The organism is Micromonospora sp. NPDC050784 (genome assembly GCF_044456765.1).
Lineage (GTDB): Bacteria > Actinomycetota > Actinomycetes > Mycobacteriales > Micromonosporaceae > Micromonospora > Micromonospora foliorum.
The window spans coordinates 87465-109034 of record NZ_JBITGG010000012.1 but is presented as its reverse complement, the minus strand read 5'-3'; the positions used below and the strand labels follow the sequence as shown (position 1 = coordinate 109034).

General features: G+C 69.2%; 17 protein-coding genes. 10 read left to right on the top strand and 7 right to left on the bottom strand.

The features are described from left to right. Positions 1-44: 44 nt before the first annotated feature. On the top strand, positions 45-1841 hold the full coding sequence (locus ACIBD9_RS18240; RefSeq protein WP_396719044.1) for a hypothetical protein: 1797 nt from the start codon (positions 45-47) through the stop codon (positions 1839-1841). 35 nt (positions 1842-1876) lie between these two features. Here the strand turns inward: ACIBD9_RS18240 and ACIBD9_RS18235 are convergent, their stop codons facing one another. Both ACIBD9_RS18235 and ACIBD9_RS18230 read right to left on the bottom strand, forming a co-directional pair. Continuing rightward, entirely contained in the window at positions 1877-2728 is an 852-nt protein-coding gene (locus ACIBD9_RS18235) for a CPBP family intramembrane glutamic endopeptidase (protein ID WP_396719042.1), read from the bottom strand. A 71-nt stretch (positions 2729-2799) separates the two neighbouring features. Next, a complete protein-coding gene (locus ACIBD9_RS18230; RefSeq protein WP_396719040.1) occupies positions 2800-3714 on the bottom strand; it encodes an alpha/beta hydrolase in 915 nt (304 codons plus the stop codon). 93 nt (positions 3715-3807) lie between these two features. On the opposite strand from ACIBD9_RS18230, the gene ACIBD9_RS18225 reads away from it, so the two are divergent. After that, positions 3808-4371 carry a helix-turn-helix domain-containing protein gene (locus tag ACIBD9_RS18225; RefSeq protein WP_396719038.1) on the top strand — a complete coding sequence of 188 codons (564 nt, stop codon included), beginning with the start codon at positions 3808-3810 and terminating at the stop codon, positions 4369-4371. 119 nt (positions 4372-4490) lie between these two features. Here the strand turns inward: ACIBD9_RS18225 and ACIBD9_RS18220 are convergent, their stop codons facing one another. After that, the gene (locus ACIBD9_RS18220; protein WP_396719036.1) at positions 4491-5555 is read right to left on the bottom strand and encodes a trypsin-like serine peptidase; all 1065 of its coding nucleotides are present in this window, start codon (positions 5553-5555) and stop codon (positions 4491-4493) included. Positions 5556-6096: 541 nt separating this feature from the next. Between ACIBD9_RS18220 and ACIBD9_RS18215 the strand changes: the two genes are divergently transcribed. From ACIBD9_RS18215 to ACIBD9_RS18205, 3 genes are all read left to right on the top strand, one after another. After that, positions 6097-6816, top strand: a complete 720-nt coding sequence (locus tag ACIBD9_RS18215) for a VOC family protein (RefSeq protein ID WP_396719034.1) — start codon at positions 6097-6099, stop codon at positions 6814-6816. A gap of 118 nt (positions 6817-6934) precedes the next feature. After that, positions 6935-10033: a hypothetical protein gene (locus ACIBD9_RS18210; protein WP_396719032.1), complete on the top strand. Its 3099-nt coding sequence runs from the start codon at positions 6935-6937 to the stop codon at positions 10031-10033. 158 nt (positions 10034-10191) lie between these two features. Continuing rightward, positions 10192-11688 carry a sulfatase gene (locus ACIBD9_RS18205; RefSeq protein ID WP_396719030.1) on the top strand — a complete coding sequence of 499 codons (1497 nt, stop codon included), beginning with the start codon at positions 10192-10194 and terminating at the stop codon, positions 11686-11688. A 357-nt stretch (positions 11689-12045) separates the two neighbouring features. On the opposite strand, the gene ACIBD9_RS18200 is transcribed toward ACIBD9_RS18205, so the two are convergent. Further along, the gene (locus ACIBD9_RS18200) at positions 12046-13266 is read right to left on the bottom strand and encodes an MFS transporter (RefSeq protein ID WP_396719028.1); all 1221 of its coding nucleotides are present in this window, start codon (positions 13264-13266) and stop codon (positions 12046-12048) included. A gap of 232 nt (positions 13267-13498) precedes the next feature. On the opposite strand from ACIBD9_RS18200, the gene ACIBD9_RS18195 reads away from it, so the two are divergent. Further along, the gene (locus tag ACIBD9_RS18195; protein ID WP_396719026.1) at positions 13499-13867 is read left to right on the top strand and encodes a hypothetical protein; all 369 of its coding nucleotides are present in this window, start codon (positions 13499-13501) and stop codon (positions 13865-13867) included. A gap of 311 nt (positions 13868-14178) precedes the next feature. Here the strand turns inward: ACIBD9_RS18195 and ACIBD9_RS18190 are convergent, their stop codons facing one another. Then, positions 14179-14523 (bottom strand): DUF1801 domain-containing protein, encoded by a 345-nt coding sequence (locus ACIBD9_RS18190; protein WP_396719024.1) that lies wholly within the window; start codon positions 14521-14523, stop codon positions 14179-14181. Positions 14524-15102: 579 nt separating this feature from the next. On the opposite strand from ACIBD9_RS18190, the gene ACIBD9_RS18185 reads away from it, so the two are divergent. The 4 genes from ACIBD9_RS18185 to ACIBD9_RS18170 all read left to right on the top strand — a co-directional run bounded on the left by ACIBD9_RS18185 (position 15103) and on the right by ACIBD9_RS18170 (position 18887). Continuing rightward, on the top strand, positions 15103-15558 hold the full coding sequence (locus ACIBD9_RS18185; protein WP_238657742.1) for an SRPBCC family protein: 456 nt from the start codon (positions 15103-15105) through the stop codon (positions 15556-15558). A 246-nt stretch (positions 15559-15804) separates the two neighbouring features. Next, complete coding sequence (locus ACIBD9_RS18180; protein ID WP_396719022.1) at positions 15805-15987, top strand: hypothetical protein; 183 nt, start codon at positions 15805-15807, stop codon at positions 15985-15987. Between the two features lie 497 nt (positions 15988-16484). Then, positions 16485-17879: a tannase/feruloyl esterase family alpha/beta hydrolase gene (locus tag ACIBD9_RS18175; RefSeq protein WP_396719020.1), complete on the top strand. Its 1395-nt coding sequence runs from the start codon at positions 16485-16487 to the stop codon at positions 17877-17879. Between the two features lie 240 nt (positions 17880-18119). Beyond that, entirely contained in the window at positions 18120-18887 is a 768-nt protein-coding gene (locus ACIBD9_RS18170; RefSeq protein ID WP_396719018.1) for an SAM-dependent methyltransferase, read from the top strand. Between the two features lie 268 nt (positions 18888-19155). On the opposite strand, the gene ACIBD9_RS18165 is transcribed toward ACIBD9_RS18170, so the two are convergent. Both ACIBD9_RS18165 and ACIBD9_RS18160 read right to left on the bottom strand, forming a co-directional pair. Beyond that, complete coding sequence (locus ACIBD9_RS18165) at positions 19156-20262, bottom strand: hypothetical protein (RefSeq protein WP_396719016.1); 1107 nt, start codon at positions 20260-20262, stop codon at positions 19156-19158. Beyond that, a complete protein-coding gene (locus tag ACIBD9_RS18160; RefSeq protein WP_396719014.1) occupies positions 20259-21290 on the bottom strand; it encodes a hypothetical protein in 1032 nt (343 codons plus the stop codon). Before ACIBD9_RS18160 ends, ACIBD9_RS18165 begins: the two co-directional genes overlap by 4 nt. Between the last annotated feature and the right edge of the window lie 280 nt (positions 21291-21570).

The following is a 21570-nucleotide window of genomic DNA, read 5'->3' as shown; positions in this document are numbered from 1 at the left end:
GCATTCCGGAAAAACCACTGCATTGGGTGCGTAACGTGCCGGACATGGTCTCTCGCACATGGCGTAACCTGTTGCTCACAGCGCTCGGGATGGGCATGCTCGCCGGTACCGGTCAACTCGGCATCGCGTTCAGCTTCGGCATCGTCCAGCTCACCGGCGCCTCCACCGGCGCCGTCGTCAACCAGTGGCCCGCCCAGCTCGTCTGGGTGGGCTGGTTCGCGGCACATGCCGCCGTAGCCGGCACCGTCGTCGCCGCACGCCTTGCCCGCCGGTACGGGGTGCTGGGGAACACGGGCAGATTGGTGGCCGTCGCCGCCGCCGCCGCGCTGGGCGCCACCGTCGTGGCGCCGCTCTTCGTCCGGCCGGCCCAGGCCGCCGAGCGCTTCTCTGTGGACCCGATCTGGGCCGTCGCCATCTGCGCGGCCTTCGGCGCGCTGGTTGGCGCGGGTGCCGCGATCGCCGTACTGGTGAAGCCGCCGCTGGGTTGGAACATGGCGGCAGTGGGCGGCGTGGTTTGGCTGCTGGCGCTCGCCTCGGTCGTCCCGTCGCTCGCAGCCGCCAAGCCGTTGCCCGCCGTACGGCTCGGTGTGCTGGAGCCGGCCGGACTCGACGCCGACGCGGCACACCGGCTGGCGATCCTGATTCTGCCGGCGGCGGCCCTGCTCATCGGCGCGGCGACCGGCGGGCTGGCCCGCTGGCGCGGGCATCCGCCCCTGGTCAACAGCGTGACCGGCGCGGCCGGCACGATGCTGGTCGCGTTCACCTATCTGACCGCCGGTCCCGGCGACGCCGTCGACCGGTACCAGATCACGCCGTACTACGGGGCGCTGCTCGCCGTCGCCGCCGGTGTGCTCGGTTCGGCCGCCGCTGCGTTGTTCCGCTGGCCGCTCCTGCCGCGCACCGCCGAAGCGCGGGTCGCCGAGCCAACCGACATCCTCCGTCCGTTGTCCGCCGGCCCAGCCGTGCGGCAGGCCACGAGGCCGGCCGTTGGTGGTACGACCGACGAGCCGGAGCCCGTCGACCTGGCCAGCACGGGGCCGGTCGTCGGCGCGACCACAGCGAAGCTCCCGACCGCAGCCGAACAGCTGGGCTTCGGTGCACCGGCTGGGGACCGGAACGCCAGCGCCGCATCGGCGGCACCCGCCGACCTCGCCACACCGGCTGACCTCGACGACACCCCGGAGACATCGGAACCGGCCCCCGCGATGGCGGCCTACCTTCCCGCGGGACCTGCCGGGGACGGCTCCAGGACGGCCGAGGCCGACAACACCGAACCCGACGGGGCCCTCGTCGCCCCGGGGACCCTCCGGATGTACCAGCCGCCGAAGACCGACCGGACGCGGGTTCAGGCGACCTGGCCCGTCGTTCCGGCGCGGCGGGTGCCGCCCTCGGCCGAGCCCGCTCCGGACGCCGAGGCGCCCCAGTCAGCCGGCCCCGAACCGGCGCTCCCACCTCGGCACCGGCCGCCCCTGCCCAGCCTGAACCAGGCCGCGAACTGGGACGCCCTCGCGACCGCCCGGCGCGCCGGGCCCCAGCCCACGACCGATGCCGTGCCGGCCCGCCCTGCAAGGACCGACCCGGTCCCCGCGTCGGCCGACCCGACATCCGTCCTCGAGGCGGGACGGGCCAGCGGGCGGCGGGGCCTGTTCCGGCGCAACAAGTCCCGGGCCGACGGGGCCGCCGCGGGCACCCCGGCGGACCGCGAGCCGCTGCCGAGACAGGACGCGGAGTTCGTCGACTGGGTGACCCGGCTGGGCAATCCGGTGGCGGACAACGAGCCGGATCAGGAAGGCGGTCGCCGGTCTCTCCGCTTCACCGGCAGCCACCACAGCGACCGTTAGGAGCTCCAACGGGTCCCGGCGACCCGGCCACCCGTTCACCGCAGATCAGCCATTTCGCGGTGGTCCAGCGCCGGTCGGTCCTGCCCACGGTTGCGTTGTGAGGCGAGCAGCACGGCCGCCACGATGATCTGTACCGCCAGGACGAGCGCCTGGGCGGCGGGTGACTTGACGGTGAGCAGCGCGATGGTGGTGTTCACGCCGAAGTGGACCGCGACCGATGCCGCGACCCCGGCGACTTCGTAGGCGTAGCCGGTGAGCAGTGCCATCGGGACGACGCTGAGCGTGAACAACAGGCCACTCCAGCTGACCAGGCCGAACTCGGACTGAAGTGTCCCGTTGATGAAGAACAGCGGCAGGTGCCACACCGCCCAGGCGGCGCCCAGCAGCAGACCGGCGCGCAGGCGGCTCATCGACGCGCGCAGGCGTGGGTAAGCCGTGCCACGCCAACCGGGCTCTTCGGCCAACGGACCGCCGATCAGCATGCTGATCAGGAACGGTACGGTTCCTCCCGCCGTCGCGATCAACTCCTGCCCTTCAGTCAGGCTCAGTGCCGGGCCGCCCAGGAACTCCGCGAGCAGTGCGGCTGCCAGCACGGTCCCCGATGCCAGGGCCAGCATGGGCAGCGCCCAGAACAGCCGTGGGCGCAGCCGAAGTCGCACCGTATGGGCGGGGATCGGTTGACGACGGCGATAGCGCCGTATCCGGACAGCGATCGCGCCGATCGCCGGGCCGAATCCACCGAGAAGGTACGGAACGAGGGTGGGGGACGTCATCGCCGGTTCATCGAGTGTGATCGCGAAAAGCCAGAAGGCAAAGGTCCATGCAAACGTGACGATCCAGAAGGTGGTGAGGCCGTCATGTTGGCGAGCAGAGGTTGCGGTGGTCACGCCATTTCCCTTCGCGGGGTTCGAAGCAGGGGTTGTTGGGGATGGCTCTCTGTGTGGGGGTGGGCCATCGGTTACCCGGCACGAACCGTGTCGGGCGTCTCGTGTAGTCGGTGGGCGAGCCAGCCGGCCACCTGCGCGAGCAGGTCGGGGTCGACCGGCTGGCGGAGCAGCCGCCGGTAGGAGCGCACCGAGGGACGGCCGAAGTCGCGACGCAGCACGTGGGTGAGGTCGGGGATCCGGTGGACCGTGATGTCGCCGGGCACCAGCCGGCGGATCTCGTCCAGGTCCGCCGGGTCGACCTGGATGTCTTTGTCCCCGGTGATAGCCAGGACGGGAGCCTTGATCTTCGCCAGTTCCGGGCGCGGGTCGTGGTCGAGCAGTTCCCGCAGCCACCGGGCGTTGGTTGGCCTCCCGAGGATGCGCACCATGTCGGTGCTGGTCGTCTTGATTCGGGCGAGTTGCCGGTTGGCCAGGGATCGCAGGATCGGTAGCAGCGGTCGTACGGGAGCGGGGAGGTCGCGGGCGATCATTGCGGCCTGCCAGCGCAGGGCGTCCTCCCCTGTGCGGGCGAACCCGGCCAGCAGCACCACCGCCGCCACCTCCGGGCGTGCCCCAAGGGACATGGCGTGAACGGCACCCTCGCTGTGCCCGAGCACGCCAACGGCGTCCGCCCGGATTTCGGGTCGCACAGTGAGGGCGCGTAGCGCGGCGGCCGCGTCGTGCCGGCCGGCGGCGAATCCGGTCGCGCGCCAATCGCCGCCCGTGGCGCCGACACCGCGCCGGTCGTAACGCAACGTGGCGATCCCGGCGTTTGCCAGCCTTCCGGCCAGTGGTGGTCCGAGCTCCATCCGGAGGCGCGCGGTGTTGGAATCGCGATCCAGTCGCCCGGAGCCGTGCAGTAGCAGGACGGCCGGGTACGGCCCGGGGCCGACGGGCAGGGTCAGCGTGCCGACCAGGGGAAGTCCGTCGTCTGCGATAGCCGTCATGTCGACATCCCGCATGCGCCACCTCCGATTATTCTCAGTGGCCGGGAACATTATCAGGCCTGGGAGCATTATCGTATGTGGGAAGATGGGTTCATGGCAACCGCAGACCTTCTCCTGCACCCCGTCCGGATGCGCATCCTGCAAACGCTGTTCGACACCGACCCGCTGACCACCACACAGCTCCGTGACCGCCTACCCGACATCCCCCCAGCGACGATGTACCGGCACATCGCCGTGTTGGCCGAGGCGGGCGTGCTGGAGGTGGTCGATGAGCGGCGAGTACGCGGCACGGTGGAGCGCAGCTACCGGGTACGCCAAGACCAGGGCACAGTCAGCCCCGCCGCCCGGGCCGCGATGACCCGCGACGATCACCGACGCGCCTACACCACGTTCGCGGCGTCACTGCTGGGCGACTTCGACCGCTACCTCGCCCACGAACACGCCGACCCCCACCGCGACGGCGTGGTCTACCGACAGGCCGCCGTCTGGCTCACCGACGAAGAGTTCAGCACGATGGTCGCCGAGATCGAGCACGCCGTGGTCAGTCGGACCGGCAACACCCGCGACGGCCGGACCCGCCGCGTCGTCAGCCTCGTCGTCGTACCGGACACGCCATCGACGCCACCTGAACGGCCACAGCCACCCGGCCCCGCCTAGGCAAACACGGTCGAGATCGCAGGTGGGGCGGCGGCGTGCGTGGAGATGCCCTGGGCAGCGAGCGGCGAGGAGGCCGATGGGCCGCCGAGGCGCGGAGCGCACATCGGCGGCCCCCAGTCTCAGCCGTTGTCGATCAGGCTGGCGATCTCGTTGTAGATCAGGTGCGCCTTCGCGCCCTGGTTCGACGGACAACCGCCGAGGTGGTGCAGGGCGATCACCCGGTGGCTGGCGTTCAGCACGGGTGAACCCGAGTTGCCGCCAGAGGTGTCACAGCTGTAGCTGATGTTCCAGGTGTTGTAGTTCGCGTTCCGGACGGCGCAGGTCGCGCCGTTCTGGGCGTCCTCGTAGATCGACAACCGCTTCGGGCTGCCGTCGCCGTGCCCGGGGACATAGATCCGGGTGCCGTTGCTGGTGGCGGTAGTTTCCAGGTACAGCGTGCCGAATCCCTGGATGGCGGCGAAGTTGTTGACCGAGAACAGGGTGTAATCCAGCTGGCTGGAGCCGCCGCTGCTCACCCGGTAGAGGGTGGCACCGCTGACCTTGGTGCCGGCGCCGGGATTCGCGCCGCCGCAGGTGGCGCACTGGTAGTTGAACTGCATCTCGCTGCCGCTCACGGCGGACTGCGTCGAGAAGCAGTGCTTGTTGGTCAGCATCCGGTTGGTGTTGCCGACCCGCCAGGTGGTGCACAGTCCACCGCCGCTGATCAGCAGCCGTGCCACCGCTCTTCCGCGGGCGTACTCGGTGGGGTGGCTGTTCTGGTAGCAGACCACGTCCCGGCGTGCGTCGGTGCTGCACACGGACTGGGTGGAAAAGTTGTGCGCGGCGATTTCCGTGCGGTCGTATCCGCGCCAGAACCGGTCAATGGTGGCGGCGCTGCCACGTGAGGGGCGGCTGCTGTGCAGTGTCACCACGGCGGTGTCGCCCTCCACCGACATCGCCCAGAAACCCGGCTGTCCGTCGGTGGTGTAGTCCGAACCGGTCGCCCGGTTCAGGTGGCGGTCGTACCGGTAGCTCTCCCTGCCGTCCCGGCTCGACACGGTGACGTACTCGCCCGGGGCCAGTCGCAGCGAGCTGAAGTGCACCTTGACGTAGGTGGCACCGGGGTGCTGAATGATCTGCGTCCCGCCGTTGGGGGCATAGGACAGGGAGCTGTCGACGGTGCGGAGTTCACCGATGGTGGTCACACCCTCTGCCGAAAACTGGTTCGATTCCGGTGCCCGCTCGGATTGCGGCGCGAGAGGGGCAACCGAGTACGCCTCGGCGGCGGGTACCGACAGTAGGCTCATCCCAAGTGTGCAGGCAGCGAGCGCGACCGCCCCCGTTCGTAGGCGGCGCAGGGCATCTTTCATCTGTCGCTCCTTCTCAGGAAATCAGCACCGAGACGTGCCTTCGGCCTTCATACCTGAGATCACGCAGGACATGTAATCCCATCTATGTCATAGCTGCCTCCTACACCGCTTCATCCGCCTCATTTCCGTGGGATGCGCCCCGACGTGCGACACATGGCCTGCCTACTCGCCGTCCGAGCCATATTGCTCGTCGTCGTCTATCTATGATCCGGCAGTCCAGGCGGCCGCATCAACGTCCAAGTTCCGTTCGCCTTCGGCTGGGAGCTGCTCGGCTGGGCAGCGTTGCGTTCTGGGTCATCAGCCGATCGGATGACCGAAGGCGATGATCGGCTATTTCCATGTGCGACGGACACCCTGCGACGCCTAGGAAGGAGGCATGACCAACGAGCGGACCGTTCCCCTGCTGCCGTGCGCATCCATTGACGACATCGAGAACTTCTACGAAGTTCTCGGTTTCCGCACCACGTACAAGCAACGCAAGCCCAACGCGTGCGTGGGGGTGCAGCGGGAAGACCTGCATCTGCAGTTCTTCGAGATCCCCGGATTTGACCCGGAGCAGTCCTACGGCTCCTGTCTCGTACTCACCGCGGACATCGAGGGCCTACACCGGGCATTCGCAGCCGGCATGCGCGCCGCGTACGGCAAGGTACTGGTGTCCGGAACGCCGCGGATGACCCGGCCCAGGGCGCGGAAGAACGCCGACGGGTTGGGCGGATTCAGCGTCATCGACCCGGGCGGCAACTGGATCCGCGTCTTTCGGGACGCTGCTACCGCGCCCAGGCCAGCCGCCACGCCTGCCGGACGGCTGGCCAAGGCCCTGGCGAATGCTGTCGTGCAGGCCGACTCCAGGGGAAGCGTCGGACAGGCTGTTCGGATCCTCGACAGCGCGTTGGCCCGGCCGCAGGCCGACGACGACCCGGTCGAGCTGGTAGAGGTTCTGGTCTACCGCGCCGAACTCGCGCTGGTGCTGCACGACCCGACGACTGCGGCCGAGATGCTGGGCCGCGCCCATTCCGTCACGCTAACGGAAGACGAACCCGAAAGGGCGGCACCCGCGTTCGACAATGCCGCCGAGCTCGCAGCAGCACTGCGGTGACTCACCGTTCCGCCAATGCCGGCAGCCGCCGGGCCGCGAGGAGTTCCGGCAGCCGACGGCGCTCGCCGCCCGCTTCTGCACGTCGAAGACGGGGCGGTGAGGCTATTACCATGCGAGCGTGGCTCACGTTGCCGAGGTCCGCAGGCCGTACCCGCTGCTCGTCGCCGCGGCGGTCCTGTTGGCGCTCGGCGCAGCCGCGGCCTGGGGGGTCGGCGACACGCTGGGGTTGAGCCACGCCCCCGCTGCCGTGCCGCGCGAGGACGGTGTCGCCGCCCCGGCGCGGACGCCCGCACCGGTCCCGCCGTTGGCGTCCCTCGTTGTGCCCGACGAGCCGCGCGTCAGGAAGGCCGCAGCCGCCGTCGCCGACGCGGTCGTCTTCCGCGGCCTGCCCCGGCCGGTGCTCGTCCCGGCCGCGTCGAGCCCGGCCGGGTCCGCGACGGCCGCGCCGGGCACCGGCACGGCGCGCGTCGCGGCCCCGGACCTGTCGGCGGTGAGCACGCTGCGGGCGGACGTGCTGGCCACCCTGAGCGGGACGCCCGAGTCCTACCGGCTCGACGTGCGCGGCGCGGAACTGGCCGTCCAGGGCGGCGACGTCGCGGGCGTGGCAGCCGGGATGTACCGGCTGGCCGACCGGATCCGCTCCGGTGCCGAGGTGCTCCCCGCGGCGGACGCGGGTCGGGTGGTCGTCCCCCGGCTCGGCCTGCGGCTGACCGACGCGGGTTCGGTGGGGCGCGAGCCCGACCCGGCCGTCTTCGCCGCCGGCGACGACTATGGCCTGAACACGGACGTGGTCGGGTCGGCGGTGCTGCCTCGCGCACCGTGGGTGGACGCTGGCGCGGTGGCCCGCATCGACGCGCAGTTTCGGCAGTTCGTCGACCACTCGGTGGCGCAGGGATTCAACGCGATCGTCGTGCCCGGCTTCCTGGAGTACGTCACGTTCGTGAAGGTCGGCGACGGGCGCGCGGTCTACCCGCCCGGCGACCCGCACGTCGACCGGGCACGGGCGATGGTCGCGGCGTTCGGCCCCGTCTTCCGGTACGCCGAGGACATGGGCGTGCGGGTCTTCCTGCTGACCGACATGCTCGCGGTGTCGCCCCCGCTGGAGGCATACCTGACGCGGACCGTCGGCGGCCTCGACGCGGCCGACCCTCGGCTGTGGGCGGTCTACCAGGCCGGTCTGGCCGAGCTGTTCGAGAGCATGCCGTTCGTCGACGGCCTGATGGTCCGCGTCGGCGAGGGCGGCGAGGTGTACGCCGGGACCGGCTGGGACTACTCGTCAAGGCTCGCGGTCACCACGGAAACGTCCGTGCGCGCGATGCTGCGGGCGCTGCTGGACACCGCGGGCCCAGCCGGGAAGGAGATCATCTTCCGCACCTGGACGGTGGGCGTCGGTGCCGTCGGCGACCTGCACACCAACCCGGTGTCGTACGCGCAGGTCCTCGGCGGGCTCGACGACCCGCATCTGATCGTGTCCACCAAGTACACCCTGGGCGATTTCTACAGCCACCTACCGCTGAACACCACCCTGCTGGGCGGCGGGCATCGCCGCATCGTGGAGTTCCAGGCCCGGCGCGAGTTCGAGGCGTTCGGCTCGCTGCCCAACGACCTCGGCCCGCTGCACCGCGAGGCGCTGCGCGCATTCCTTGCCGCCAATCCGAACGTCGAGGGTGTCTGGAACTGGACCCAGGACGGCGGTCCGTTGCGCGCCGGGCCCATGTCGCTGTACCTGCGCGCAGGATTCTGGCAGCTCTACGACCTCAACACGTACGCCGTCGGCCGCCTGGCCTGGGACCCGCACGTCGACCCGGCGCAGGTCACGGCGGACTGGGCGTACCGCACGTTCTCCGGCGACCCGGCCACCGTCGCCGCGATCGGGCAGGCCATGGCGCTGTCCCGGCAGGCCGTCACCAAGGGCCTCTACATCGGCCCGTACGCGGACCGGTCGGTGCGGGCGCTCGGGCTGGAACCGCCGCCCATGATGTGGATCTTCGAGTGGGACATCCCGACCGGCGACTCCGCGGCGCTGGACAGCATCTACGCGGTGACCGGCGGCCGCGTCGACGAGGCGATCGAGGAGGGCACGCAGGCCGTTGTGCTGGCCCGGCGCATGCGCGACCTGGTCGCCGCGACCGAACCGGCGACCTGGCGCGACGCCGAACTGCGCGGGCGCTTCACCGCGACTCTCGACTACCAGGTCGACCTGTTCGAGACGCTGGGCGCGTACCGGGCCATGGTGCTGCGGCACGCGCAGTGGCTGGACACGGGTGCCTCGATCGCCCGCCACGACTGGCGGCGGGCCGCGGCGGCATACCAGGACGCGCGTGACGCGCACCGGCAGCGCTACGGCGCCGACCTGGACTTGCCCGCGTACAACTTCACCGCCGCCGACCTCGGGGCGCTGCGCGCCGACCGGGACCCGGCGATGGCCTGGGCGGCCCGGGCGATGCTCGGGGCGATCCTGCTGGTGGTGCTGCTCGGCCTGTACGGGCGCGGGTTCGGCGCAACCGCCGCGCGCGGGTTGTTGCTCGGCGCGCTCCGACCGTGGCGGGTCGCCGCGCTGCCGACGCCCAGGACGCGGGCGGATCGAGTGTTGGTGTGGCTGGTCCCGGCCGTGGTGCTGGTGGCGAGCCGGCTCGTGTTGACCTGGTTCGTCGCGCCGGCGCACCTTCTGGTCACCCTCGGTGGGTGGGCGCTGTTCACAGTCGTCGTACGCCTCGTCGTCGGTCGCCGGGATCCGTTCCACCTGTGGGCCGTGGTCGGCGGCGTCGCGCTGCTGCGCAGCGTGCTGCTGCTGGCGGCGCTCGCCGGGCGCGGGCCAGGCGGTTACTGGTTCGCCTTCTGGACCGCGCCGAGTCTGCGCGCGGCGTACGTCACCGTCGCGTTCGCGGCGTTCGGCTGGCTGTTCGTGGCCGTCGCCGTGGTCCTGCGGGACCGGTACGGCCTGCGCCGCCGAAGCGCCGTCGGGCTGACCCTCACCGCCGCGGGCGTACCCCTCGGTGTGCTGTCCGCCCTGGTCTCGGTAGTGGGTCTGGAACGCGCGCTGACGGTGTGGAATGACCAGCTCGCCCTCCTGCCCTGGGGCCTGTCCCGCATCCTCGGCATCACCGTCCACCTCGGCGTTCCCGACCAACTCCCTGCATACACCGCCGCCGCCGGCATCGCCTTGGCCGCCGCCGGCCTGCTCCTGTCACTCGGCCGCCACCGGCAATCCGCCTGACCGCGGGGGCTGCGTCCGGACGTACCAGGAATGGTCGGACGTGGTGGCCGCCGAAACCAGGAATCCGACGGGCCGGGCCGTGAGGCCGGTCGAAGTGTTGATCGGATCATCACCACTTGTTGAATAGATGCTGACAAATTTTAACCAGGCTTGGCCGCATGGCTATCACCTATCGACGCCTCCTCGCCGCCACTCTCGTGGCCGGGCTGACTCTGCTCGCCGCGTGGACACCGGCACGCGGCGCCGAGCCCGCTCCCCCGGCGCCCGCCGCCACCGCACCCAACATCATCTTCGTACTCGTCGATGACCTCGCGTGGAACCTCGTGCAATACCTGCCGCAGGTGCAGCGACTACAGAGCGAGGGGGTCACCTTCACCAACTACACGGTGACCGACTCGCTGTGCTGCCCGTCCCGCTCGTCGATCCTGACCGGCCAGTTCCCACACGACACCGGCGTGTTCACCAATGGTGGAGCCGACGGCGGGTTCGCGGTCTTCAAGGGCCGGGGCAACGAGAACCGAACCTTCGCGACGGCGCTGCAGGGCAAGGGCTACCGGACCGGCTTCCTCGGCAAGTACCTCAACGGCTACCTGCCGGCGGACACGCAGGGAGGGTCGCTGCCGTACGTCCCACCCGGCTGGTCGGAGTGGTACGTGGCGGGCAACGGGTACTCCGAGTACAACTACGACCTCAACGAGAACCACACAGTCGTCCACTACGGCAACCAACCGGCCGACTATCTGACCAACGTGCTGTCCCGCAAGGGCAAGGACTTCATCCAACGCTCGGCCGCAGCCAACACACCGTTCCTGCTGGAGGTCTCGACCTTCGCCCCGCACAGCCCGTTCACCCCGGCCAACCAGGACCTCGACGACTTCCCCGGACTCACCGCCCCGCGCACCGCGGCGTACGACCAGCTGCCCACCAACCCGCCGTCCTGGCTGGCCGGAAACGGGCCGCTGACCGCGCAGGAGAAAAGCACCCTGGACACGAACTTCCGCAAGCGCGCCCAGTCCGTACAGGCCGTCGACCGCCTGATCGGCAACCTGCGCGCCCAGCTCACCACCAGCGGCATCGCCGACAACACCTACGTGGTGTTCAGCTCCGACAACGGCTTCCACATGGGCGAGTACCGGCTGACCGGTGGCAAGCAGACCGCCTTCGACACCGACGTGCGGGTTCCGCTCGTCGTCGCCGGGCCGGGCGTCGTCCCCGGATCGCAGCGTGCCGAGATCGTGCAGAACATCGACCTGGCACCAACCTTCCAGCGCATCGGCGCCGCCGACGTCGGCACGCACGTCGACGGACGCAACCTGCTTCCCCTGGCCCAGGGCGACCCGGCGCCGAACTGGCGTACCGGGGCGCTGATCGAGCACCACGGCCCCAACCAGGCAGCCGACGACCCCGACGCCCAGGACCGGCGCAACGGAAGCCCAATCACCTACGAGGCCCTACGGACAGCGACCTACACCTACGTCGAGTACTCCAACGGCGAACGGGAGTACTACGACCGCACCATCGACCCCCACCAGCTCAACAACATCGCCGCCGGACTCTCGGCAACGCGACTGGCAGCACTGCACGATGCGCTTACGGCGTACGTCGCCTGCCACAGCCACTCGGCGTGCTGGACGGCAGGTCACGTGCCGGCCTGACGGTGCATCAACGCAACGGCCCTGACCTGCGGCCTCTCGCTGTCGCGGGCCAGGGCCGATCGCGGTCCTCGCCCGGCTGGGCGCATGTGGCGCCACACAAGCACGACGGGACGGGCCGCCCACCTATGAGATGAGCAGTCAATGGCGAGGTCCTCGTGCCTCTCGACGCTCACGACGACGAGCAAGGCCATCCGCCGAACGCTCACCCTGCCGAAACCCCAATGGGTTTCGGCGATTCGGGTGCGCTTTCGTGAATCGGGCCGTCGGGTTCCGGGCGTCCTTCTTCGGAAGTCGTGGCGGCGTCGCGTAGTGCCGATTCGACTCTGCGGATGCTGGTCATGGTGGCCGTGACGGCGGTCATGGCAAGGAGGATGCCGGCGGCGGCGTAGAGCGGGGTGCGTACGTCGTAGGCGGCGGCCAACCAGCCGCCGAGGACGGCCCGAGGGGCGCGGCGCACATGGCGAGCATGCGGGAGGTGGAGGCGACCCGGCCCATCAGGTGGGCGGGGACGATCGCCTGCCGGAGGGAGGGGCCGAGCACCATCGTGGCGCCCATGCCCGCCCCGCAGACGGCGAGCGCCAGCCCGGCCAGGTACGGGTTCGGGGCACCCGCCAGGCCCAGGATGGCAAGCCCTTCGACGGCGGCCGTGCAGGTGAGCGCGGTGCCGGTGCCGAGTTGTCGGCCGAGGAAGGAGGCGATGCCCGCGCCGAGCAGACCGCCGGTGGCCTCCGCCGTGAGGAGCAGGCCGAAGCCGTAGGTGTCGATGCCGAGCCGGTCATGCGCGAAGAGGGCGAGAACGGTCTCCACGGCGAGGAAGGCGATGTTCCCGACCGCCGGACGCAGCGCGAGCCCGAGCAGCAACCGATCCCGGAAGACGTACGAGGCCCCGGCCCGCGCCTGCCGAAGCAGCGACTCACGGACCTGCGGTACGGGCCGGGGCACGGCAGGCAACGACCGTACGAGCACGGCGGACAGCGCGAACGACGCCGCGTCGGCGAGCAGCGGAACCGCCCGCCCGAGCGCGAGCAGGGCACTGCCCGCAGGCGGCCCCAGAAAGCCGGACGCGGCGGTCTGGGCGCCACGCAGACGGGCGTTGGCGCGCTCCAGGAGCGGGGGGTGCCGGCCGAGCAGATCCGGCAGATAGGCCGTCGCGGCCGTGTCGAAGAACAGTCCACCGAGGCCGAGCAGGAACGCGACGGCCGCGAGAAGTGGAATACTCAGCACGTCGAGCGCGGCCGCTGCCGCCGGCATCACGAGCAGCACCGCACGCGCCGCGTCCACGACCCACATCGTGCGCCGACGGTCCCAACGGTCCACCAGCGCACCGCCGAGCACCCCGAAGAGCAGCCACGGCAGTGTCCCGGCGGCCGTGACGACCGCGAGCGCCATCGGATCCCGTGTCAACGTCAACGCGAGCAGCGGCAGGGCGGCGTGCGTTACTCCGTCACCGAGCGAGGAGTGCCAGGTGGCGGGGTCGAACAGATTCCGCGGTGGGTGTCCGGTGCGCGGGCTCTGCACGCCGCGGCGTAACCCGCGGATCTGCCGGACGGTGGCGGGCCGGGCCAGGACCCTGCACACAGCAGATTCGGCGGCGCGCAGGCCCGAAGCGGCGGCGATCAGGGTGCGCAGCGGGGCGAGTGGTGATGCAGGTAGCCGTGGTGCCCTCGATGGACTCAACGAGCTCGCTCGAAACAAGACAACAAGAATCCAACATCGATTCGGCACGATCGTCCCTAACAGATGCCGCCCGCCCGGGCCGGCACGGAGTCGTCGGCGTCGAGACGGTGCCGCGAAGAGAGAGGACCGAGCCTTGTATCTGCCGAAAAAGGCCGTCGCTGTGGGCGCCGCTCTGGGCATGACCGCAGCCACACTTGCCGTGGCTGCCCCGGCCAGCGCGGCGTCCAACTACATCCTCAACAGCAGCAAAATCGGCGTGGGGGTCATCCACGTTCGGGACGGCAACTACACGCGCGGAAACTACGACACGGTGCTCGCCGCAGGCCACCGTACGAGCGAATTCTGGGCGAACGCCGCCGGCTACTACATCGGTCCCGGCTACTGCGGTTACGAATGGACCCTCACCGGCGGCAGCTGGCTCCTGACCGATGACAGCCTGGACCCGGGCCAGCACTACATTCCCACCACGGAAACCATCCAGGTGGCCGCGGCGCGTTGCTGACCGGTCGATGACCAGGACGGCGCCCAAGCAGGGACCGCGGTGGGGTGTGTGCGAAAGGCCCCACCGCGGCTCGCTGAACCGACCTGGACACCAGCCGCTTCAGCCAGGCCGCCTCAGCGCGCCGCGGAAGTGGACGGATCGCCGGCCGCAGCCTTGGTAGCGGACTCGGGCGCGACCGGCGTGACCTCGTGTGGGGCGCTGTGAGGTGGCGGCCCGGTGGCCCCCGCCTCCATTGGTGCAAACGGAGGTGTATTCAGCCTGATCGGCCGGATCAGGTGGGCGCGTTCCCTGTCACGGTGGACACGCTGCGCCTACAAGGCCGCCGTGGTCTTGCCCAGGAAACCGGCGAGCGTGCCGTAGTCGACGTCTTGTCCCTCCGTGATGTCGACGGTTTTGCGTTCACCGTTTCCCATCGCCCGCAGGAATCCCTTGACCTCGGGGATGTCCGTTGCGTTGAAGACCATGAACGAGACCTTGGACTTGGCCACGGCGATGACGGCAGCGTGATGGCCGTTCTTGAAGTAGTGCGGCTTGCCGTACTGAAGCCGCTCCTCGACACCTGGAATAGTTTCGCCGATCATCGCACGCAGCTTTTCGCATACGTCGATCTGCCAGGGCTGCGTCTTGTTGATGTACTGGGTGACGTCGTCATTCACGGTCTTCCCCTTCATGGTGTTCGTTAGAGGGCAGGTGTCTGTAGCCTGTGTAGGCGACGAGGGTGGACTGCCGCTGGGCTCTCGCCCTTCACCGCTTGGGACCCCGGGCTCCTGACCGACCCGACGAGCTTCTCCCCGGCCGGAGCGTAGTCGGGGAACCTCACGTCAGCTCGCCTTCACGGCCTGGACGTGACCACAGCCCGGTGTGAGGCGTCGAGCGGTGACGACGGTGACCCGGGTATCGCCGCCGAGCCCAAGGGCCTGCGGGCACCGGGAACGAGCCGGCCCGGTGTGATCACGGCCGGCACCTTCCACCAGGACGGTAAGCGCGTCTTCTGGACCATTCGTGACGGTGCCCGCACCGTCGTGGCTGAACCCCGGCCACCCTGGCGGCGCCAGGCGAAAATCGGCACGCGGGAGGCCATCGCGGGGCGAGTAAACGACCGACCACTCATGGCCGATCCACTGGCGTCGACCAGTGAGTTGGAACGGAGAACCAGGGTATGACACGGGCTCGCCAGGCTCCGCGGTCGGGAACTCTGAGAGGACGTCAGTCCGCGGGAGATCCAGGAGAACGCGATGTCCGTGATTCACTTCGTTCAGAGAACCACCGCGACGCCGGAGCAGGTTCTTGCCGCACTCACCGACTTCGGGCCGGGCCGCTCGGAGGTGTTTGGCAACAGCGCCGACGAGTATCTGACGGTGCACAGCCAGGGCCCCGGCTGGGCTGACGTCACGGAAGGCTCGGGCGGCATCTGGGAGCGTCTGCGCTATGACTGGTCGAACCCCCGCCGTATCACCATGACGACGACCGATTCCAACATCTGGGGCGGCAGGTCAGGTCACACCTATACGTTGCGGCCGGAGCGGGACGGGACGACGGTCCTGGACGTCGTGGTGGTCCGCGAGGGCAAGAACTTCAAGGGCCGACTGACAGGCGTTGTGCTGGGCTCGGTCGGCAAGGGCGTGCTGGGTAAGGCGTTGAAGAATACGGTCGAAGCCATCGAAGCCCGCAGCATGGCCATCGGTGGTTGACCGGACGTTCCGAGGTGCGGGCGTGGCACGGCCGCACCCTCTGGCACCCGCGGGGTGTCTCCCCTGGGCGATCGCACCAATGGTCACGACAGGGTGAATTTCGATTTCAATCGGCGAACGGCCGCTTACCACGTGCGTGCCGGCGCGCTCCCGCACCGAGACGGTGCTCAGGATCCAGACGCGTTGCCCCCGGCACGACGGCGAGGTTGAGCGTATGGTGCGCCACAAGCCCTCCAGCTCGCCGGCATGGACGGCGTCTACTGCGAGAGCTGCGACATCGCCGAGCTCGCCCGCGACACCGATGCCGACACCGCGGACCTCGGTGGCTCCAACGACCTCTCGGGGGTCGCGCCACACGCGGTCGACACGGCTCAGGCCCAGCATGTGTGGACGCTCAGCGAAGAATTGACCGGCGTCCACCTCCTGTAGAGACAACCAAGATCGGCGTCCGCCAGCCCGCTAGGTCTTCAGGTCGCAGCGACCTGGAATTGCGCTACTGCCACCTGCCAGAGGGCAGCCGGTGACCGCCGAACTGGTCCACGCGGTCGGGCTGCGGACGCCGGTCGAGGAATGCTTCGACTTCTGGGGCCAGGGCCAGATGCACTCCTGAAGGGCCGGACAGTGCGCTCGTCGAGCAACCCGGAAAGCGCCGACGAGCGCCGCTGCGCGGGCCGTCACGGAGCGCGCGAGTGCCTCGGGTCCTCGGCCAGGGTGCACACCAGTGCCTCACCCTGGGGTCAGGTCGCCCCAGTTGGATGAGGGTTATAGGTATGAAGCGACGCTTGATGATTCTGATGGCCGCAGCAGTACCACTAGCGGCCTCCCTCACGCCCGTAGCTGTCAACGCCGCTACCCGCGACGGCGGCACGACCGCCGCTGCCACCTGCGCCGCCGTTCCCGTTTCCGCGCCGTCTGGCACGTCAGTGGTGTCGGTCAAGGCTGTCTCCAAGGCCGGCGGCGACTTCACGTTCCCCTCCACCCCGGGGCTCCCGCAGAATCCGCCGATCAACGCCGTGCCTGCCTGGTGCGACATCAATGTGGTCGTGACCCACCCGGGCGCGAATGACACCGTCACCATCAAGGTCTCGCTCCCTCAGGATGCGAAGAACTGGAACGGACGTTTCCAGGCCACCGGCGGCAGCGCTTACTCCGCCGGCGACCTCAGCGATCTAAGCGTCCCGCTGATCAGCGCGGTCAAGGGTGGATACGTCGGCGCGGCCACCGACGCTGGCGTCAAGGGCGGCCTCGACGCCAGCTGGGGGCTGACCGACGGAAAGATCAACACCGGCCTGCTCACCAACTTCGCCTCCCGCTCTGTGCACGACATGGCGGTCATCGGCAAGGACGTGGCCAACAAGTTCTACCAGCGCACGGTGAAGTACTCGTACTTCACCGGCTGCTCGACCGGTGGCCGCCAGAGCTACTCGGAGGCACAGAACTACCCGACGGACTTCCAGGGCATCCTCGCGAACGCTCCGGCGATCGAGTGGAACCGGTTCGAGATCGCCACGCTGTGGTCGCAGGCCGTCTACAACGAAGAGAAGGTCGCTCCGTCGCAGTGCGAACTGGCCGCCTTCAACACCGCCGCAGTCACGGCCTGCGACCCCCTCGACGGCGTCAAGGACGGCGTCATCCACAACCCGCAGGACTGCAAGTGGGACGCCCGTCGCCTGGTCGGCAAGAAGGTCGTCTGCGAAGGCGAGGAAATCACCATCACCAAGGCGGTGGCCGACGCGGTCAACAAGATCTGGGCCGGCCCGGTCTCACCGTCCGGCAAGAAGCTCTGGTACGGCCAGAACAAGGGGTCCGCGTTCAACTTCATCGCCAACCCCGGCGCGCCCTTCCAGGTTCCCGACCAATGGGCCAAGTACTTCGTGACGAAGAACCCGTCGTTCGACAGCACCAAGCTCACCTACAAGACGTTCACGCAGCTCTTCACCTCGGCGACCAAGCAGTACGACGACATCATCGCCAACAACAACCCGAACCTGTCGACCTTCGCCAAGGCTGGCGGCAAGCTGCTCACCTGGCACGGCCAATCAGACCAGCTGATCCCGACCCAGGGCACGGTCGACTACCGCAAGCACGTCAACGCCGCCCTCGGCGGTAACAAGCGCGTCGACAACTTCTACCGCCTCTTCCTGCTGCCCGGCGTCGACCACTGCGGAACGCCGCTCTTCAGCACCGGTCCGCTGGTCAACCCGGGCGCCGACCTCGACGCCCTGGTCAACTGGGTGGAAGAGGGCCACGCCCCGGAGACCCTCCCCGCCACGTCCGTAGACGGCAAGACCACCAGCAACATCCAGCACTACCCGCGGTGACCCGCCACAGCGGCCGCGACAACACCAAGGCGGCGAAGTGCCGCCGCGTCGCGGCCTGAACTGAACCGAATCAAGAAGGCGGCCCCCGATTTTGCATCCGGGGCCGCCACTCGAGATTCACTATTGAGGCGCGAGAGTTATGTGCAGCATCGCGGGTCGTTCTCGTCGTACTGGGGCTGGCGCGGTTTCCTCGGCCGTCAAATCGGTCGACGTCTCCGTCCGGGGGTGCCATCCTGCCCTATGGTCATCGATCTGAAGCAGCGGCTGAACCGGCCACGGTTCCCGAGGAGCGCTGACTACGACCCCCATTGGATGATCGAGAACTGGATGGGTCCGAGCGCGCTCTGGCTGCTCGAATGGCTGTGCTCCGAGCTTCGCCTTGCGCCTGGCGCTCGTGTGCTCGACCTTGGCTGTGGCAGGGCCATCACCTCGATCTTCCTGGCGAAGGAGTTCGACGTTCAGGTCGTTGCCGCCGATCTCTGGATCAAGCCCACCGAGAACTGGCGCAGGATCGACGCCGCGGGCCAGGCCAAGCTCGTCACGCCGCTGCTGGCCGAGGCACATGACCTGCCGTTCGCCGAGGGCTACTTCGACGCCATCGTCAGCGTCGACGCCTACCACTACTTCGGCACCGACGAGCGATACCTGCCGTACCTGAGCCGTTTCCTGGCTCCCGGCGGCCATCTCGGCATCGTTGTGCCGGGGCTGGTCACGGAACTCGACGACGGCCTACCGGAGCACCTCAAGCCGCACTGGGAACCGGATTTCTGGACTTTCCACACGCCGGCTTGGTGGAAGCAGTTGTGGAGTCGCAGCGGCGTCGTCGACGACGTGCGCGCCGACTTCCTGGAGGATGGGTGGCGCGACTGGCTGGTCTGGAGCGAAGCCGTCCTGGAAACGACCGACAACGAGACCGCCCGCAAGCTCGTTCCCCGGGAAGTGCGAATGCTGCAAGCCGATGCCGGCCGTCATCTCGGCTTTACCCGCGTCATCGCCCAGCGCACCTGACCAGCTGTGTCGCTAGAACGTGTCCTGCCGATCTTGTGGTGGTTGATCGCCGACGATGTGCTGACGGTACGTAATGATGAACTGACTGACAGCTATCTCTGACACCTGTGCTGGTCTGGTTCCGCAGACCGCGTGTTCTGCGCACCTGTCAGGTGCCGCTGCGCTGGTGACCCTTGGGCAGCAATCCGTCACCCCAGACCATCAGATGGTACGTCCAGGTGTGAGGACGTTCGGTCGTGTTGAGAAGACCTGTAGCCCACGGGTCGTCTTACGCACAATCGCGTCTCCTATCGTCTCGCTTCAGCTCGTCGTCGCCGGAGCCGCAGGTGGCACATCGCCCACGGCGACGAAGGTAGTAGGCGTAGGCCGCGACACCGAGCGCGATCGCCCATATCGGCCACAGCGCGTGAATACCAACCAGCCACGGTTGCGCCCCGAGTTCGCCGAAAAGGATGTCAGTGTTGCTGAGCAGCCCCAGCCCGGCCGACATGATCAACACAGCGACCACCATGGCCGGGATCACGGCCAGGCGCGCTGGCACCCGCCTTCCCCCGATCCGGAAGACCCACCGGGGGAACACCTCTCCCCAGTGCTGCACGAGTCCCAGCGTCAGCCCCGCCCCGATCACGGCGAAGGTGGCCAGTGCGCCGCCACGCCATCGCCCGTCGGTGTCCAGCAGATGCCGCATCGCCGCGTCACTGATACCGAGCGGAACACCGGCCATCCAGGCATACCGGGTAGCCGCGAACAGCAATGGCACGGCGACTGCGACGCCTGTCGCCCATCGGCCCACCGTGGCCGCGCGCGAGGACGATCCGGCGCGGGAGTGCACCCGGCCGCATGCGACGCAGGCGCCCCGACTGCCGCGCTGCCACCGCACCATCCTGATAGCCACCAGCACTCCTGCGGACACACTCACGCCCTGCCAGGCCATCGGCGCGGTGACGATGGAGCTGTAATCGACGTCCGGCCAACCGAACGGCGCTCCCACAACGAGCATCGGCAGGTAGGCGACCAGGGCCAGGAGCCGAATGTCGGGCACCACAAACAGCAGTACGACCACCGCCGCCCACCCCAGCGCGAGCATCGAAGCCCGACCAGCACCACCCGGTCGCGCGGCACGTCGACCCTCCATCCCGAGCATGATCAGCATCGACACGAACAGGACGCCTGCCAGCAGTGCCGCACCGACCCCCGCCGGAACGGCACGGATCAGCGACATGTCATCAACCGGGTCATTTGGCCCGAACGGATAGCCCTGCCCGCTTGCCGCGCACAGGAAAGCCAACACGGCCAGACCACCGGTGAGGATCGCAGCCGCGTAGCCGTACCGGTCCCGGGCGCGGACACGGCCGAGGCGGTCCGCCGCCGTCACAGCCTGTCCCCTGGCAGCGGAGAGTGCTGGTTGCTGGTGCGGCGTTCGAGGAGATGCAGGGCGCCGGTGATCGCCAGGACCGGCCCCGCGAGCAGCGCACCCAGCTGGGTGAGCCCGTTCAGAGCGGTGACGTTGTCAGACTCGGGCGCGCCGAGGACCACCGCCAGGAGGGTCAGCAACGCATACCCGAACATCGCGCCCGTGCCAATCCAGGTCAGCACCAACCCCGCCGGCACCGCCGTGCGACTGCCACCGGCCGGCCAGCGCAGCATGAGAAGTACGCCGACGGCGGCGGACACCGCCATCGCCGCGTTCACCACCTCGCCCGAGCGAGCCGTGTACTCCCAACCCTCCTGGTAGGCCCCCACGAAAGCGCCCTCCGCACTGAACGCCATCACCAGGTGGGCGACCGCGACCGCGACAGCGGCGGCGCCACCCGCGCAGGCGAGCACCACCTGTAGACCACGGGTCGCGCCGATCCCGGTAGCCGAGAGCCGGTCGAACACGTACGGCCAGCGCGACCGCGCATACCTCACGAAGGCAGCCCCCAGCAGCAGGCCCTGCAACGCGAACGACGTGTAGACCACCACATAGACCCACGGGGCCACGAGTCCACCGGCAAGACTCACTTCCCGGCCACCGGTCACCGCTCCGGCCAACGCGCCATTGACGACCTCGATCACGGCCGGGGCCAGCAACCCGGTCCCGACCCAGACCGGCGCCAGCACCAGCCACACCGGCAGCCGCAGCCCCCAGCGGTGTGTGAAGGCCAACGCGACAAGGACCGCCACCACGTCCATCGCGGCAGTGACAATGTTCGGACCGACGAAGTCCGCTCCACTCGCCGGCGAACCCTCCGGCACACCGAGCATCACCCCGCCGATCCACAGCACCTTCAGCAACAGATACGGCACCACCGCGGCGACAACCCCGTAGCCGACCACCAACCGGGTCAACCGCGCCCGACGCGCCCGGTCGACAACCGGCCCGTCCGCACCAGAACCATGCACCGACACATCGACAGCCATAGGCCGATGATCCGTGCCGACGGGTCATCGTTCCTCCCCCAGTAGAGGCGAACATGCTCCCTCCACCGAGGGAGCGTCGGCTGTCCGGCGTCCCGACTCGGAAGGCGGTCGTCGGGTCGTCGCAGTGAAAGGGTTGCTCCACGACGCAGGTGCCCGCAGCGGTGCGTACCCGGCTGCATTGTGCAGGGTGGCGGCGGACGCCGCTGGTCACGACGTTGGCGCGGGCTGCTCGGCCGGGCGACGGCGACCACGACGAGCGCCAAGCGTTGCACCACTCCCA

Excerpts from the sequence above, each read along its gene's own strand:
- ACIBD9_RS18240 (WP_396719044.1), top strand. The coding sequence starts at position 45 with ATGGTCTCTCGCACATGGCGTAACCTGTTGCTCACAGCGCTCGGGATG.
- ACIBD9_RS18225 (WP_396719038.1), top strand. The coding sequence starts at position 3,808 with ATGGCAACCGCAGACCTTCTCCTGCACCCCGTCCGGATGCGCATCCTG.
- ACIBD9_RS18230 (WP_396719040.1), bottom strand. The coding sequence starts at position 3,714 with ATGACGGCTATCGCAGACGACGGACTTCCCCTGGTCGGCACGCTGACC.
- ACIBD9_RS18160 (WP_396719014.1), bottom strand. The coding sequence starts at position 21,290 with ATGGCTGTCGATGTGTCGGTGCATGGTTCTGGTGCGGACGGGCCGGTT.
- ACIBD9_RS18215 (WP_396719034.1), top strand. The coding sequence starts at position 6,097 with ATGACCAACGAGCGGACCGTTCCCCTGCTGCCGTGCGCATCCATTGAC.
- ACIBD9_RS18170 (WP_396719018.1), top strand. The coding sequence starts at position 18,120 with ATGGTCATCGATCTGAAGCAGCGGCTGAACCGGCCACGGTTCCCGAGG.
- ACIBD9_RS18205 (WP_396719030.1), top strand. The coding sequence starts at position 10,192 with ATGGCTATCACCTATCGACGCCTCCTCGCCGCCACTCTCGTGGCCGGG.
- ACIBD9_RS18185 (WP_238657742.1), top strand. The coding sequence starts at position 15,103 with ATGTCCGTGATTCACTTCGTTCAGAGAACCACCGCGACGCCGGAGCAG.
- ACIBD9_RS18180 (WP_396719022.1), top strand. The coding sequence starts at position 15,805 with ATGGACGGCGTCTACTGCGAGAGCTGCGACATCGCCGAGCTCGCCCGC.